The 13,848-nt window shown below is 57.5% G+C and carries 14 protein-coding genes; 8 read left to right on the forward strand and 6 right to left on the reverse strand.

The window, feature by feature from the left end; all coding sequences use genetic code 11:
* Positions 1-29 precede the first annotated feature (29 nt).
* Together lysS and GQS_RS08610 are read left to right on the forward strand one after the other, a co-directional pair.
* Complete coding sequence (lysS, locus tag GQS_RS08605) at positions 30-1,610, forward strand: lysine--tRNA ligase (protein ID WP_014013296.1); 1,581 nt, start codon at positions 30-32, stop codon at positions 1,608-1,610.
* A gap of 120 nt (positions 1,611-1,730) precedes the next feature.
* Positions 1,731-2,315, forward strand: a complete 585-nt coding sequence (locus GQS_RS08610; protein WP_014013297.1) for an indolepyruvate oxidoreductase subunit beta — start codon at positions 1,731-1,733, stop codon at positions 2,313-2,315.
* 9 nt (positions 2,316-2,324) lie between these two features.
* Here GQS_RS08610 and GQS_RS08615 read toward each other — a convergent pair whose 3' ends face one another.
* Positions 2,325-3,491, reverse strand: coding sequence for an MFS transporter (locus GQS_RS08615; protein WP_014013298.1), 1,167 nt, complete (start codon positions 3,489-3,491; stop codon positions 2,325-2,327).
* An 88-nt stretch (positions 3,492-3,579) separates the two neighbouring features.
* On the opposite strand from GQS_RS08615, the gene GQS_RS08620 reads away from it, so the two are divergent.
* From GQS_RS08620 to GQS_RS08635, 4 genes are all read left to right on the forward strand, one after another.
* Positions 3,580-4,494 carry a phosphate uptake regulator PhoU gene (locus GQS_RS08620; RefSeq protein WP_014013299.1) on the forward strand — a complete coding sequence of 305 codons (915 nt, stop codon included), beginning with the start codon at positions 3,580-3,582 and terminating at the stop codon, positions 4,492-4,494.
* Positions 4,495-4,560: 66 nt separating this feature from the next.
* The gene (locus GQS_RS08625) at positions 4,561-5,481 is read left to right on the forward strand and encodes an isoaspartyl peptidase/L-asparaginase family protein (RefSeq protein WP_014013300.1); all 921 of its coding nucleotides are present in this window, start codon (positions 4,561-4,563) and stop codon (positions 5,479-5,481) included.
* 3 nt (positions 5,482-5,484) lie between these two features.
* A complete protein-coding gene (locus GQS_RS08630; RefSeq protein WP_048056561.1) occupies positions 5,485-6,660 on the forward strand; it encodes an MFS transporter in 1,176 nt (391 codons plus the stop codon).
* Entirely contained in the window at positions 6,657-7,604 is a 948-nt protein-coding gene (locus GQS_RS08635) for a radical SAM protein (RefSeq protein ID WP_014013302.1), read from the forward strand. The genes GQS_RS08630 and GQS_RS08635 overlap by 4 nt, the downstream gene beginning before the upstream one ends.
* Here the strand turns inward: GQS_RS08635 and GQS_RS08640 are convergent.
* Genes GQS_RS08640 through GQS_RS08650 form a run of 3 tightly spaced genes read right to left on the reverse strand, consistent with a single transcriptional unit; the run spans position 7,594 to position 9,608 of the window.
* Positions 7,594-8,085 carry a hypothetical protein gene (locus GQS_RS08640; protein ID WP_014013303.1) on the reverse strand — a complete coding sequence of 164 codons (492 nt, stop codon included), beginning with the start codon at positions 8,083-8,085 and terminating at the stop codon, positions 7,594-7,596. The two genes, GQS_RS08635 and GQS_RS08640, sit on opposite strands and share 11 nt — an antisense overlap.
* Positions 8,085-9,014: a serine/threonine-protein kinase RIO2 gene (locus tag GQS_RS08645; RefSeq protein ID WP_014013304.1), complete on the reverse strand. Its 930-nt coding sequence runs from the start codon at positions 9,012-9,014 to the stop codon at positions 8,085-8,087. The genes GQS_RS08640 and GQS_RS08645 overlap by 1 nt, the downstream gene beginning before the upstream one ends.
* 42 nt (positions 9,015-9,056) lie before the next feature.
* Positions 9,057-9,608 (reverse strand): hypothetical protein, encoded by a 552-nt coding sequence (locus GQS_RS08650; RefSeq protein ID WP_014013305.1) that lies wholly within the window; start codon positions 9,606-9,608, stop codon positions 9,057-9,059.
* A gap of 84 nt (positions 9,609-9,692) precedes the next feature.
* Here GQS_RS08650 and GQS_RS08655 point away from each other — a divergent pair, with 84 nt between their 5' ends.
* Positions 9,693-10,826 carry an MFS transporter gene (locus GQS_RS08655; RefSeq protein ID WP_014013306.1) on the forward strand — a complete coding sequence of 378 codons (1,134 nt, stop codon included), beginning with the start codon at positions 9,693-9,695 and terminating at the stop codon, positions 10,824-10,826.
* Here GQS_RS08655 and GQS_RS08660 read toward each other — a convergent pair.
* Positions 10,813-12,009, reverse strand: coding sequence for a proteasome-activating nucleotidase (locus tag GQS_RS08660; protein WP_014013307.1), 1,197 nt, complete (start codon positions 12,007-12,009; stop codon positions 10,813-10,815). The two genes, GQS_RS08655 and GQS_RS08660, sit on opposite strands and share 14 nt — an antisense overlap.
* 216 nt (positions 12,010-12,225) lie before the next feature.
* Here GQS_RS08660 and cas6 point away from each other — a divergent pair, with 216 nt between their 5' ends.
* Complete coding sequence (gene cas6, locus GQS_RS08665; protein ID WP_014013308.1) at positions 12,226-12,975, forward strand: CRISPR-associated endoribonuclease Cas6; 750 nt, start codon at positions 12,226-12,228, stop codon at positions 12,973-12,975.
* Here the strand turns inward: cas6 and GQS_RS08670 are convergent.
* A complete protein-coding gene (locus GQS_RS08670) occupies positions 12,932-13,840 on the reverse strand; it encodes a glycosyltransferase 4 family protein (protein ID WP_014013309.1) in 909 nt (302 codons plus the stop codon). The two genes, cas6 and GQS_RS08670, sit on opposite strands and share 44 nt — an antisense overlap.
* Between the last annotated feature and the right edge of the window lie 8 nt (positions 13,841-13,848).

Below are 13,848 nucleotides of genomic sequence, written 5' to 3' on the forward strand. Positions count from 1 at the left end.
CCTCCGCAGACCTAAGCGCGGTGGTGAGAATGGTTCATTGGGCAGACTACATGGCTGAAAAGATTATCCGGGAACGCGGCGATAGGGATGAATACGTTGTGGAGAGCGGAATAACGCCGAGCGGTTACGTTCACATAGGGAACTTTAGGGAGTTCTTCACGGCCTACATAGTGGGCCACGCCCTCAGGGACAGGGGGAAGAAGGTCAGGCACATCCACATGTGGGACGACTACGACCGCTTTAGGAAGGTGCCGAGGAACGTGCCGCCCGAGTGGAAGGAGCACCTCACGAGGCCGGTTCGTGAGGTTCCGGACCCGTGGGGCTGCCACAACAGCTACGCGGAGCACTTCATGGCCATATTCGAAGAGGAAGTGTCGAAGCTCGGCATAGAGGTGGACTTCCTCCACGCGAGCGAGCTGTACAGGTCCGGCGAGTACGCCGAGGAGATAAAGCTCGCCCTGGCCAAGCGCGATGAGATAAAGGCCATACTCGACAAATACCGCGAGAGGGCCAAGCAGCCGCCCCTTGAGGAGGGCTGGCAGCCGGTCATGGTTTACTGTCCAGAATGCAGGAAGGAGGCGGAGTTCGTTTCGTGGGACGGCGAGTGGAAGGTCTCCTACAAGTGCCCCCACTGCGGCAGGGAGGGCGAGACGGACATAAGGGAGGGCAACGTCAAGCTCCGCTGGCGCGTTGACTGGCCGATGCGCTGGGCTCACTTCAAGGTGGACTTCGAGCCGGCCGGAAAGGACCACCTGGCAGCCGGCGGCTCGTACGACACCGGCAGGGAGATAGTTGAGAAAATCTTCGGCTGGCCCTCACCCATAGACCTCATGTACGAGTTCGTCGGAATCAAGGGGCAGAAGGGCAAGATGTCCGGCAGCAAGGGCAACGTTATACTCCTCAGCGACCTCTACGAGGTGCTCGAGCCGGGAATAATCCGCTTTATATATGCGAAGGCGAGGCCGAACAAGGAGCTCAAGATAGACCTCGGCCTGGGCCTGCTCAACCTCTACGACGAGTTCGACAAGGTGGAGCGCATATACTTCGGCCTTGAGCGGGCCAAGAACCCGGAGGAGGAAGAGGAGCTGAAGAGGACGTATGAGCTCTCGATGCCGAAGGTTCCCGACAGGCTGACCGCGCAGGCGCCCTTCAGGTTCCTGGTCACGCTCGTCCAGATGCCGCACCTCGACGAGGAGGGCATAATCCGCGTTCTCCAGGAGCAGGGTCACGTTCCGGGGGAGCTCGGCGAAGATGACGTCGAGCGCATAAGGCTCCGCATACGCTTGGCTAGGAACTGGGTTGAGAAGTACGCCCCCGACAACGTGAAGTTCAGCATCCTTGAAAGGCCCCCGGGGATCGAGCTTAGGCCTGAAATCCGGGATGCCATGCTCGAGGTCGCGGGGTGGCTTGAGGCCCACGGGGGCTTCACCGTTGACGAACTCAACAACGCCATCTACGACGCCGCCAAGAAGCGCGAGATCCCGAGCAAGGAGTGGTTCAAGGCGCTCTACAACGTCTTCATCGGCAAGGACCGCGGTCCAAGGCTCGCGAGCTTCCTGGCTTCCCTGGACAGGGACTTCGTCATCAGGCGCCTCCGCCTGGAGGGCTGATTTAGTTCTTCAACTTTTTCTGCCCTTTCCCTGTGGTATTTTCGAGTCTCACTCCAGCCGGCCGAATTTTCTTGACAACAGGTTTTTATCCGCTCCCTCCAATGCATTTCGGTGGTGTCGATGGAGTTCAACCTCATAATCACCGGAGTCGGCGGCCAGGGTGGATTGACTCTTTCGAGGATCGTTGGGAACGCCGCCATGCACGAGGGCTACAACGTCAGAATAGGTGAAACCCTTGGAATGAGCCAGCGCTACGGCAGCGTTCTGAGCTACCTCCGTTTTGGCGAGGAGGTCTACTCACCCCTAATCGAGGAAGGGGAAGCAAACCTCATGCTCGCCCTTGAACCCGCCGAGGCGCTGAGGAACGCCCGCTTTCTGGGAAAGGACAGTCACGCGGTGGTCAACGCCTACCCGATCCACACGGCAACGACCCTCGTCGGAAAGGAGAAGTATCCGGGGCTGGACGAAATAGAGGCCGCCCTGGGAAGAATCTGCCCCGTGTACATGATGGACTTCCAGCGCGAGGCCGATAGGATAAACCCCAGGACCCTCGGCGTCCTGATGCTCGGCTACGCCTACGGAAAGGGCCTCGTACCCCTCAAGAAGGACTCCCTGCTTGAGGGAATAAGGCTCACCCTCCGGGAGAAGCTCTGGGAGATCAACTTCAGGGCCCTTGAGCGGGGAATCGAGCTCGCGAAGGCTTGACTTTTCTTTTCACTTGTTGTGCTTTATGAAGAAGGCGTAGAATATCGCCGTTGCTATGACGTACAGCAGAGCAGTCGCGTAGAACGGATAGCTCAGGGACATGCCGAAGAGCAGGCCGCCGACGTAGTTCCCTCCTCCGCGCATAAAGGTTGAGAAGGCCCTCCTTATTCCCGCCGCGGTGGCCTTCTCCTCGGTCGAGAAGAAGCCCATCATGAAGGAGTCGTTTATGGGCCAGACTATGTTCATGAGGATGGAGCGGACGACGTAGAGCAGTGCCGCCAGCAGAAACGTCTCTATCGAGGGGAATATCGCGAAGAGAAAGGCCGCTATGCTCTGGAAGGAAGTTATCACCTTCACCGGCCCTATCCTGTGAACCAGCTTTGGAAGGCCGAAGGAGCCGAGGCCCATCGCCAGCTGCTGGAAGAAGAATATCCCACTTATGGCTGCGAGCGTCTGTCCGAACTGGAGCTTGAAGTAGAGGCTCATGTAGGGTATCGTTATTCCTGCTCCAAAGCCTATCAGCGCGCTCGGGAGGGAGAACTTGAGTATCTTGACGACCAGCTCGCGGTTCCAGTTTATCCTCGGGTTCTTCACGGGAACGTCCCGTATCATCAACAACGCCGGAATCACGAGGGCAAACTGGAGGAGTGCCAGCGAGATGACCAGCCTGTATGCTATTCCCTCCGTCAGTCCGAGCCCCACGAAGAAGCCGGGCGCGAAGCCCGCTATGAGGACTCCCAGGGCGTTGAATATAGTTCCGAGGCCGAAGCTTATAGAGAACGCATGATGGCGCCTCTCCTCGCCGACCTCCTCGCTGAGTAGCGCCGTAAAGTTCGGCTGTCTCATCCCCATGTTCGCGCCGACCAGGAAGAAGCCGAGGGCGAGGACGTAGTCGTTTATCGCGGCCACTTGGAGGAGCCTCCCGGCCAGTCCGAGAAGTGCCGAGATGATGAGGGTTCTCCGGTAACCAAGCCGAAGGGAAACCTGGCCGGCTATCAGGAAGAATAGTCCCCCGGTGAACGTCTGTATCGAGAAGAACGTTCCCATCGCCGTCATATCGTAGCCTAAAACCGTCAGGTAGAACGGCATAATGAATATTGAGAACTGGAGGAACAGCTGACCCGCCGCGTTGGCCGCTATGAGTATCTTCGCGTCCCTGCCGTAGTCCTGGAACATGTGCTAACGTTAATCTTAGCGTTTATAAGCATATCGAACCGAAGCCTTTTATACGCCGCCGCTCGTCTATATATTGGCGGTGATATCTATGGAGTTCAGAAAAATCCAATTTACCGGCAGGAGTTCATACATAATATCCCTCCCCAAGAAGTGGGTCAGGGAGCACGGCCTCAGCCAGGGAGACGTCGTTCCGCTCTCCGTAAACCCCGACGGGAGCATAACAATATTCCCCAAGGAGCCGAAGGAGATAAGCGAGAGAAAGGTCCTTACGATATCCCGTGAGTATTCCCCCGACATGGCGGTCAGACTCGTTATCTCCGCCTACATCCAGGGCTACGACGTTCTTGAGATTCACCTGGCCGAGGAGATGCCGATATACAAGGTGAAGATGCGCAAGGTTCTCCAGAGCCTTCCCGGGGTCGAGATAATCCTCGACGAGCCCCAGAGGATGGTGGCCAAGAGTCTCCTCGACGAGGAGGAGATCAACCTGGCCGAGCTCCTCAACAGGATTCGCTCGCTCATAATGTCCATGCTCGGTGACCTTGAGCTTCTCATTCAGAACCCCGGCGAGGAGGAGATACTCAGGGACATCAACGACCTCGAGAACGAGCTGGACAGGTTCTACTTCCTCATAATCCGCGCGGTCAACAGGATCCTCACCAAGCGCGGCGTCACCGAGGAGAGCGGCATAATCCGGAGGACCTTTGACCTGCTCGGCATACTCTTCATAGTCAGGAACATCGAGCGCATCGGAGACCACATAACGCGCATCGCCGAGAACCCAGGCGAGGTGAACGTTCCGTATCTCAAGGAGAAGTTCGGCCAGATGATGGCCCAGATCGAGGAGCGCGACCTCACGAAGATCGACAGGCTGATGCTCGAGCTGAAGGGAGAGATACGCTCCATCGACTACCGCCAGTCGATAGCCCTCGAGAGCTACCGCAGAATCCTCGAGTACCTTGAGAACATCGGCGAGACGATAATCAACATGGCCCTGAGCTGAAGTTCCTATCTTTTCGTTTCCACAATTCTTTTAACCATTCGAGGACTTTTTATTACGGTGGTTCTCATGGTCGCGATAATAGTTCACGGCGGTGCCGGCACTATACGGAAGGAGGAGCGCATTCCAAAGGTCATCGAGGGCGTTATGGAGGCTGTTCTGGCCGGCTGGCGCGAACTCAAGAGGGGCTCTGCTTTGGATGCGGTCGAGGAGGCAGTCAAAGCCCTCGAGGACAACCCGCTCTTCAACGCGGGAACCGGGAGCGTCCTCACCCTCGACGGCAGGGTCGAGATGGACGCGGCGATAATGCGCGGAAGAACCCTTGAAGCCGGCGCCGTTGCCGGAATCTGGGGCGTCAAGAACCCCATAAGCGTCGCGAGGAAGGTGATGGAGAAGACCGACCACGTGCTCCTCAACGGCGAGGGTGCGGTTAAGTTCGCCAGGCTCATGGGCTTCGAGGAGTACAACCCGGTGACCGACGAGAGGCTGAAGCAGTGGGAGGAGCTGAGGAAAAAGCTGCTCGAAACCGGTGAGACGAAGCACTGGAAGAAGCTCAACGAGCTGATAAAGGAGTATCCCGAAGTCCTTAGGAGCACGGTCGGAGCGGTTGCCTTCGACGGCGAGGAGGTAGTTGCGGGAACCTCAACCGGTGGGGTGTTCCTCAAGATGTTCGGCAGGGTTGGCGACACCCCGATAATCGGTGGCGGAACCTACGCCAACGAAGTTGCGGGTGCCTCCTGCACAGGTCTCGGTGAGGTGGCGATAAAGCTCGCCCTGGCCAAGAGCGCCACCGACTTCGTCCGCCTAGGAATGGACGCCCAGGCAGCCAGCGAGGCCGCGATAAGCCTCGCCACGAAGTACTTCGGCGCCGATACGATGGGCATAATAATGGTTGATGCCAAGGGCAACGTGGGCTTCGCGAAGAATACGAAGCACATGAGCCACGCCTTCATGAGGGAGGGAATGGACGAACCCGTAGCGGGGGTTTGAGCCATCGACAGAGCGCTCCGGGACATCTGGCTCCTCAACTTCTCGACCTTCTTTTTCTTCCTGGGAATAAGCGTAGTCAACCCCATAATATCGCCCTTCGCGATAACCCTCAACGCCACGCCTTTTCTCGTTGGCCTGGTCGCGGGGGTTGCCTCCGTCGTCTCCCTGTTCTCAAAGCCCATCGGCGGCCTCATAGGGGATAGAGGTTATCGGTTCCAGGCCATGATGGCCGGCAACGCCCTTGGAATGCTGGCCGGGCTCCTCTACGTAACTTCCGCGTTCCTTGGAAACCTGTGGATATTCGCCTTCGCCAGGGCGATCCACGGCTTCTCCATGGGGATATTCTTTCCCTCGAGCCTCTCCACCGCAGTTGACCTCGCACCGGAGGGGCGCGTCGGCGAGACTCTGGGCTGGAGGGGCATGATGTTCTCCCTCGGCAACATAATCGGCCCTGCCCTCGGAGGCTATCTCTCCGACATCCTCGGCTTCGTCGGGGCATTCTCCTTCACAGTGGCGTTCTCCCTCGTTGGCCTCGCCCTCGTAGTCCCGGTCTGGCTCGATGGCAGAAAGGCCGTTGCCAGAAGGGAGGAGAGGCACGAGGACGTCAGCTACTCCGAGCTCCTCAGGAGCTATTTCGTTGCCGCGTCGCTGGCCCTGTTCTTCTTCTCCTTCTCCTACGCCGGTGTCATAACGTACCTCCCCGCGCTCTACAAGGTGCTGGGGATGCCCCAGAGCCTGTTCGGCTTCTACATGATGGTCATCGGGATATCGAGCTTCGTAATGAGGCTCGTGGGCGGCAGGAGCGCCGACAGGATGGGTCCGATTCCGGTCATACGTGCCGGCATGCTCTTCGTTATCCTCGGCTACATAGTGCTGATCCTTTACAGCCTACCTCCCTACTCATACGTCAGCGCACTCCTCATCGGCGCGGGCTTCGGCCTCTCCGTTCCCGCGATGCAGCTCATGGCCCTTGGAAACCTTCCCGCGAGGATACGGACGATGGGTTCGAGCGTCTACACGATGTTCTTCGACCTCGGGATGCTTGGGGGCCAGGTAACCCTCGGCTACGTCGCCGGCATCAGGGGTTACGCCGGGGTCTTTCCGCTGCTCCCGTTCATAGCGGCCGCATCGCTTATAATAGTCCACGCGCCCCTCATACTCGGAGGTAGGAAAAAATGAAGATTAGGGTCTCCTACGGAACAGCCATAGCCATGGGACTCGTAAGGGCCAGGATGCTCGCTAGGCCAACCGCCGCGTACCTCATGACGTACCACGACGGCCGCTGCCGCAACAACTGCGCCTTCTGTCCCCAGGCGAGGGGGAGCAGAGCAGACCTGAAGAAGCTCTCCAGGATAACCTGGCCTGCCTTCGACGTGGAGGACGTTGTTGAGGCCCTCCCTGCGGGCCGCTTCGCGAGGATATGCCTTCAGACGGTTGACTATCCCGGCCTGGTCTCCGACGTCATCGAACTCCTCGACCTTTTCCATCCGCTGGGCCTTCCAATCTCGGTCTCGATAACCCCCGTGGATAGGGAAACCCTCGAGGAGTTCAAATCGAGGGGGGTTGACTACATCGGTGTCGGCCTCGACGTGGCCAGCGAGAGGCTCTACCCTGGGATAAAGGACTCCCTCTACTCGTGGGACGAGATGTGGCGTTTCACGAGAGACGTTATCGATGTCTTCGGCGATGGAAAGGCCATCATCCACCTTATAATCGGGCTCGGAGAGACCGACAGGGAAGCCGTCGAGACCATCTGGAGGGCGTACTCGATGGGTGTCTGGGTTTCCCTCTTCGCCTTCACACCCATAAGGGGAACCCGCCTTGAGAACGCGAGGCCCCCGAGCCTCGCGAGGTACAGGAGAATCCAGGTGGCGCATTACCTCATAAAGGAGGGGCTTGTCACACCGGAGGATTTCGAGTTCGATGAGAGCGACTCCCTCATTGGCTTTGGAATCGACAGGGAAAAGCTTGCCGAACTCATTCCACCCGAGGTTTTCGCCACCCACGGCTGCCCCGGCTGCAACAGGCCGTACTACAATGAAAGACCCAAAAAAGAACCCTACAACTTCCCCGAAAGTCCCGAGAGGGACTACGTGATGCGCGTCCTTGACTCTATCCTCTGAGGAGCTCGATTATCTCGTTGAACTCCTCCAGCGAGAACCGCTCCTCGACCTTTTCTCCCCTCGCTATCCTCACGAGAGTTTGAACGAAGCGGTGGAGCTCCTCGTCGTCCTTCACCAGGCCCAGCGTAACGTCCATGTCCTCCGCTATCTCACCGAGCCGGTTCTCCTCCTTCATTATGAACAGGACGTCCCCGAGCCTCTTTATCCCGAGCCGGTAGAGGTCTTCGTTGGGCGCGCGGCCTATTCCGCGCACCGCGCACTTCACGGCTCCCCTGTAGTTGTCCTCCTGAAGGAAAATCTCCGCGAGTCTGAAGCAGGCCTCGAAGTAGAACTCCGGCTCCTCGTCCCTCGCCAGCTCCATTATCTCGTCCAGCTTCCTCTTGGCCCTCCCGAGGTCCTTGGCGTTCTCCGCCTCTATGGCCTCCCGGAAGAGCCTCATAATCCTCTCGCGCCGGTTCAGCGGTTCGTATGCTATCACCATCATCCCTCACCCCTGCTCTCGAGCCAGGCCTTCTCAAATTCCGGCCAGACGTCCTCAAACCTCTTCTCCACACGCCACCGTCTCCGGAATGCGTTCAGCACCACCCGCAGGTCCCTCTTCAGAAGTTCATAGCTCTCCGGGTGGGCGGTGGTTATGTGCTGGGCCCAGTCGATTATGAGTATCTCGCCCTCGTCGTGGGTCAGAACCACGTTGAACTCGCTCATGTCAGAGTGGACGATGCCGAAGCGGACTATCTTGAGGTACTCCTCTAGGACCCGGTCGAGTATCTCTTTCGCCTCTTCCCGCGTCAGGTCCGTGTCGCGAAGCTCCGCCAGCTCTGTTCCTTCTATGAACTCCATGACGACCACGTGCCTGTTCCATGCTACCGGCCTCGGCACCCGGGCTATCGGGCTCAGCAGGGTCAGCGCCTCGTACTCCTTCTTCGCGATGAGCCTTGAGATGTAGAGCCAGCTCGTGTGGCGCTTATCCTGGAAGACGTGGCCGTGGTAGCCTGCCCTCCGCGATGCGGTTCTTCCACCGATGCGGTTGAACTTGACGGCGACCTTTTCACCCGAAGGGGTCATTCCGATGTAAACGTCGGCGTCCTTTCCCACGCCCACATGGGCGGGGTTTATCGCCTCGATAACGCCCTTCTTTGCCAGCGCCCTTATGGCGAGGACGTCGTAGCCGTGTATAGTGAGCTGGTATCCTATGTAGCCTATGTCGCTCCTCCTGGCCACGAGCCCCCAGTCGTCAAGCTTCCCTAGCCTGAACGAGGCGGTCTCGATGTCCGTTCTCGTGAAGCGCGCGATGTCCTCCAGCGGCACCCAGCGGTGGTGCCGCATGTTCAGCTCTACCCCTCTGAGTATCCTGAAGTCGAGGTCCCGCAGGTTGGGATAGGCCTCCAGTGCCAGCAGCTTGCTCACCATCTTTCTTCCCTAAAGTCGGTTCCCGGCTGGCATTTATAAACGTTAGTTGCTCTGGGAGCAGAAGTTGTAGATGAAATGTACTCTTCCGGAGTATCTTTGTAGTCCATCTCTTAGATGAAGTTCTACACTGGCTTCAACTGGGTGGGTGAAATCACAAATTGGTGCAATTGAATATTCAAGTGTAATCGTTCCTTCTCCTAGAATGCCTAAGTCGTTGAGTTCCACCACGTTGATTGTGAGGTGGTCTTCGAACTGCTTTTCCATCCTAATGTTTTTCCATGGACCTCCCTTTGGGAAGAGGAAATATACCGTTCCATCTCCGGGACTTTTGACGATCACTTTAATAGAAGTTATCGCTGTATCTTCCGAATGGGAGATCGAGATAAGAACATGCCCGTTCATCTCTGCTATGGTGCTGACGTGAGCGATATCGTCTTCATTATAATAGAGCAATTTGGTTGTCCGATTGCCGAACTCTACCAGTTCACTTGAGTTTCCTTTAGTGGTCAGTTCTCTTGGAGCTATCAGATACAGAATCCCAATTATGACCACTGCAATGATCCCAATAGTTAGGAAGAGTTCCTTCTTTGTCATAACTACCCATAAATTACTACCTATAATTGTTCTTAAGCTTTTGGACAGACAGTTTTTTAAACGTTCAGCCGTCTATCGAAGAGCATGAGGAAGAAGCTCCTTGCCCTCGTGAGCCTCGGCTGGATATTCAACTACGCCCACAGGATGGCGATCCCTCCCCTCATCCCCATGATAAAGGCCGAGCTGGGAATAAACAACGCCGAGGCCGGGCTTCTGATGACCGCCCTTCTCCTGCCCTACGCCCTTGTCCAGGTCCCTGCCGGCTACTTCGGCGACAGAATCGGCAGAAAACGTCTCCTCACCCTCAGCATAATCGGCTACTCGCTCTCTTCGGCCCTCATAATCTTTGCCCGGGGTTACTGGGACCTCCTAGCTATCCGGGCTGTCTATGGAATCTTCTCCGGCCTGTACTACGCCCCCGCAACTGCCCTGATAAGCGAGGTCTATTGTGAGAGGAAGGGCTCCGCGCTGGGTGTCTTCATGGTCGGCCCGCCCGTCGGCAGCGGGATAGCGCCTCTGATAGTTGTCCCCATAGCGGTGAACCTCGAGTGGCGCTACGCCTTTCTGGTGCTCTCCGCGCTGAGCACGATGATCGGAATCGCACTGGTCCTTGCCGTCAGAGGCGAGGTGTCCAGACCCTCCAGGGTTACGTTCTCCATCCCGCGGAACGTTTTCCTCCTCAGTGCGGCGAACTTCATAGTCCTAGCCGCCTTCTTTGGTCTCCTCACGTTCCTCGTGTCCTTCCTGGTGAACTCGGGGGTCTCCCTTGAAACTGCGTCCCTGCTGTTCTCCCTTCTCTCGGTTATCGGAATCGCTGGCTCTCTCGTTGGAGGCGGACTGTACGACAGGATTGGAGGGCGCAGCGTGGCGGTGGTCTTCGGCCTCAACGCCCTCCTCACGCTCCTCCTGGCCGTGACGGCGTCTCCCTGGGTTATCATTCCTCTGGGCATCATATTTTACTCGGTCGGCTCCATAGTCACCGCCTACACCTCTGAAAAGGCCACCGGGGAGAACCTCGGTTCTGTCATGGGCTTCGTCAACATGGTGGGCTTCTTTGGGGCCACGGTGGGGCCTTATCTCGTCGGTCTCCTGATAGATCACTTCGGCTACGAGAAGGCTTTCCTGTCGATACCAGCTATGTACATGCTGGCGTGGACGGTCATAAAGCTGGAGGAGGGTATGGAAGGAAGAAAAGGGGGGCGGCTCAGCCGTACATGACTTCGTGCATCGCTATCTGCTGGGCGAGCCTCTGCTCCGCGCCGAAGACCTTCTCGATGGCCTTCATGAAGTCCTCCTGTGTGACGTACTCGCGCCTCGCCCTTATGGCGAACATTCCTGCCTCGGTCGCTATGGCCTTGAGGTCCGCACCGCTGGCTCCCTCCGTCATCTCCGCGATTACGCGCAGGTCGACGTCCTTGAGGTTCATCTTCCTCGTGTGCACCTTGATTATCTCCAGCCTGCCGCGGAAGTCCGGGAGCGGGACCTCTATGAGTCTGTCGAACCTGCCGGGTCTCAGCAGAGCTGGATCGAGGATGTCCGGCCTGTTTGTGGCGGCGATTATCTTGACGTTGCCCCTCGGGTCGAAGCCGTCCATCTCCGCCAGGAGCTGCATGAGGGTTCTGTTGACTTCTCTCTCGCCGCCCGTGGTTTCGTCCATTCTCTTCGCCCCTATTGCATCTATCTCGTCTATGAAGATTATGGTCGGGGCCTTCTCCTTGGCGAGCTCAAACAGCTCGTGGACGAGTCTGGCGCCCTCCCCTATAAACTTCCTCACGAGTTCGCTGCCAACGACGCGGATGAAGGTCGCGTTGGCCTCGTGGGCCAGGGCCTTGGCCATGAGGGTCTTTCCGCAGCCGGGCGGACCGTAGAGGAGAACCCCCTTCGGCGGCTCGATTCCGACCTTCTCGAAGAGCTCCGGGTGCCTGAGCGGAAGCTCTATCGCCTCCCTGAGCTCCTGAAGCTGTTTCTCCAGGCCGCCGATGTCCTTGTAACTGACGGTCGGTCTCTCGATGACCTCGAATCCGAGGACGCTCGGGTCCTTCTCGCTGGGAAGGAGCTCCACGACGGCCATCGTCCTCTGGTCTAGGGCCACCCTGGAACCCGGCTTGAGGTTCTCGCGCTCGATCCATGGCGCTATCCTGACGACAAAGCGCGGTCCGTTGAAGTTCTGGACTATCGCCCTGTCCTCGTCGAGCAGTTCGAGAAGCGTCCCCGCGAAGGCAGGGGGCTGTCTGAGCCTGGACATCTCCATTCTCAGGCGGGAAAGCTCTCTCTCCAGCCTCTCCTTGTCGGCTTCCAGGGTTCTCACCTGGAGCTCAAGCTGCCTTATGCGTCTCTTCAGATATATGACGTAATCATCGTACTCGTCCGTTGGTTTGATATCGACGTTTTCAACGCTCATAACCTTTCACCTCTCACAATTAAGGTTTCTGTAGAAGGGTCTTTTTAACTCTATCCTTCCTCAGAAGGTTGGCGGGACGATTTATATACTTTTGGTACCAAACGTGCGGATTCTCCAAACATCTCTTTGAAGTAATCTCCCGTTGGTTTAATCTGCGAAATTCTTATTAACTTTAAACGCGAAGTATAGAAAGGTTATATCAAGGGGTGGGTTGTAATGAGGGTGGAGATAAAGTTCAGGCCCGCAGAGGAGGGCACGATTCTGCCGTTTAACTACAATTATGACGTTTACACTCAGTTAGTGGCCAAAATGGCCATAGTCTCCCCTGAAATAGCCAGGGAAGCTGAAGTGAGCCATGTTGACTACTTCACGTTCTCCCGCATAATGGTGCGGAAGCGCGAGCTCATCCCTGACAGGGGCATTAGGGTTCTCTCGGACGACGTCTCGCTCTACATCTCGTCCTCCTCGAACGAGCTGATAAAGGCGGTCGTCGAGGGCTTCATAGACAGCCCCGTTCTGCAGATAGGGGACGCTACCTTCATCGCCGATGACATAAAGGTTCTCAAGGAACCCAGGATAAAGGAAAGCGCCCTGTTCTCGACGCTGAGCCCGATAATGGTCAGGACGGTTAAGCTGAGCGGCAACAGGATGAAGATATGGGACCTCTACCCCAACGAGGAGAGCTTCTTCGACAAGCTCCGCAAGGTAATGCTCATGCGCTATTCCGCCATAATGGGGGAGATGCCCGAGGAGAGGGACTTCTCAATAGACGTCGTCAAGTTCAAGCCCGTCAGGATACTCGTTAAGGATACATACTACCGCGGCTCGCTCATGATATTCCGCTACACCGGCTCCTCCGAGATTGCCCGCTTCGGCTATGAGAACGGTTTTGGGGAAAAAACAAGGTACGGCTTCGGAATGGTCAAAGTGATAGATGAAGAGCAAGAACCAGAAGCCCGAGAATGAACTCTATCCCCCAGACTATCGCGACGAGCCTCGGTTCGTTCACCCTTACCGTTCTCATTATCGTTCCCAGGAAGCTGGGGTACGGCGGTGCCCTCAGCGTCCCGTCGGGCAGTACTTCCGTTCTTCCGCGTTTTCTGACCCCGAACCTGACCCCAACGGCCTTTATCACGAAGTCCAGAAAGTGCGGGACGAGGAGTATCGCCGCGTAAAGTTCGACCTTTCCGAGTATTCCGACGAGCCCAATCAGCGCGCCCATGCTCAGCGTTCCCGTATCGCCGGGAAAGACCCTCGCGGGGTAGCGGTTCCACCACAGGAACCCCAGGGCGGCGCCGAGTCCTGCCAGCGCCAGACCCCTTGCCGGTCCGTCGGTTACCGCGGCCAGAAACCCCAGGGCCACGGCGGAGGTTCCAATCTCAAGGCCGTTGAAGCCGGCCAGCAGGTTCACCAGGTTTGCCGAGCCCGTAACGAAAAGCAGTGCGAAGACCGGGTAGAGGATTCCAAGATCGATGGTGTGGCCGAGGATGTCTATCCGCGAAGATACCCCGAAGAACGCAGTCGGAACCGCGACCAGGAGGGAGAGGACCACCTTGTGGGACTGTTTGAGCGCCGTCAGGTCGTCCACGATTCCAACTACTCCGAAGAGCAGGAATACAAGGAGGGCCCGGGCGGTTTCGGGATCGAGGGACGGTGCCAGCGCCAGGGGGATGGCAGCGAGGAGCGCCAGTCCGCCCATCTCGGCAACCTCTGGCCGGTCGAGCTTGTGTATGTCCCTTCCGATGATGCCCGCTCGCTTCAATCTCCCCGCGAGGTAAGGGGTGAGGATGAGCGTCAGGGTTAAACCTATAAGCGGAGCAGCCTCTATCATATTCAGGC

Origin of the sequence: Thermococcus sp. 4557 (assembly GCF_000221185.1) — an archaeon.
Lineage (GTDB): Archaea > Methanobacteriota_B > Thermococci > Thermococcales > Thermococcaceae > Thermococcus.

Coding starts and splice junctions, on each gene's coding strand:
- lysS (WP_014013296.1), top strand. CDS start 30: ATGGTTCATTGGGCAGACTACATGGCTGAAAAGATTATCCGGGAACGC.
- GQS_RS08610 (WP_014013297.1), top strand. CDS start 1,731: ATGGAGTTCAACCTCATAATCACCGGAGTCGGCGGCCAGGGTGGATTG.
- GQS_RS08615 (WP_014013298.1), bottom strand. CDS start 3,491: ATGTTCCAGGACTACGGCAGGGACGCGAAGATACTCATAGCGGCCAAC.
- GQS_RS08620 (WP_014013299.1), top strand. CDS start 3,580: ATGGAGTTCAGAAAAATCCAATTTACCGGCAGGAGTTCATACATAATA.
- GQS_RS08625 (WP_014013300.1), top strand. CDS start 4,561: ATGGTCGCGATAATAGTTCACGGCGGTGCCGGCACTATACGGAAGGAG.
- GQS_RS08635 (WP_014013302.1), top strand. CDS start 6,657: ATGAAGATTAGGGTCTCCTACGGAACAGCCATAGCCATGGGACTCGTA.
- GQS_RS08640 (WP_014013303.1), bottom strand. CDS start 8,085: ATGGTGATAGCATACGAACCGCTGAACCGGCGCGAGAGGATTATGAGG.
- GQS_RS08645 (WP_014013304.1), bottom strand. CDS start 9,014: ATGGTGAGCAAGCTGCTGGCACTGGAGGCCTATCCCAACCTGCGGGAC.
- GQS_RS08650 (WP_014013305.1), bottom strand. CDS start 9,608: ATGACAAAGAAGGAACTCTTCCTAACTATTGGGATCATTGCAGTGGTC.
- GQS_RS08655 (WP_014013306.1), top strand. CDS start 9,693: ATGAGGAAGAAGCTCCTTGCCCTCGTGAGCCTCGGCTGGATATTCAAC.
- GQS_RS08660 (WP_014013307.1), bottom strand. CDS start 12,009: ATGAGCGTTGAAAACGTCGATATCAAACCAACGGACGAGTACGATGAT.
- cas6 (WP_014013308.1), top strand. CDS start 12,226: ATGAGGGTGGAGATAAAGTTCAGGCCCGCAGAGGAGGGCACGATTCTG.
- GQS_RS08670 (WP_014013309.1), bottom strand. CDS start 13,840: ATGATAGAGGCTGCTCCGCTTATAGGTTTAACCCTGACGCTCATCCTC.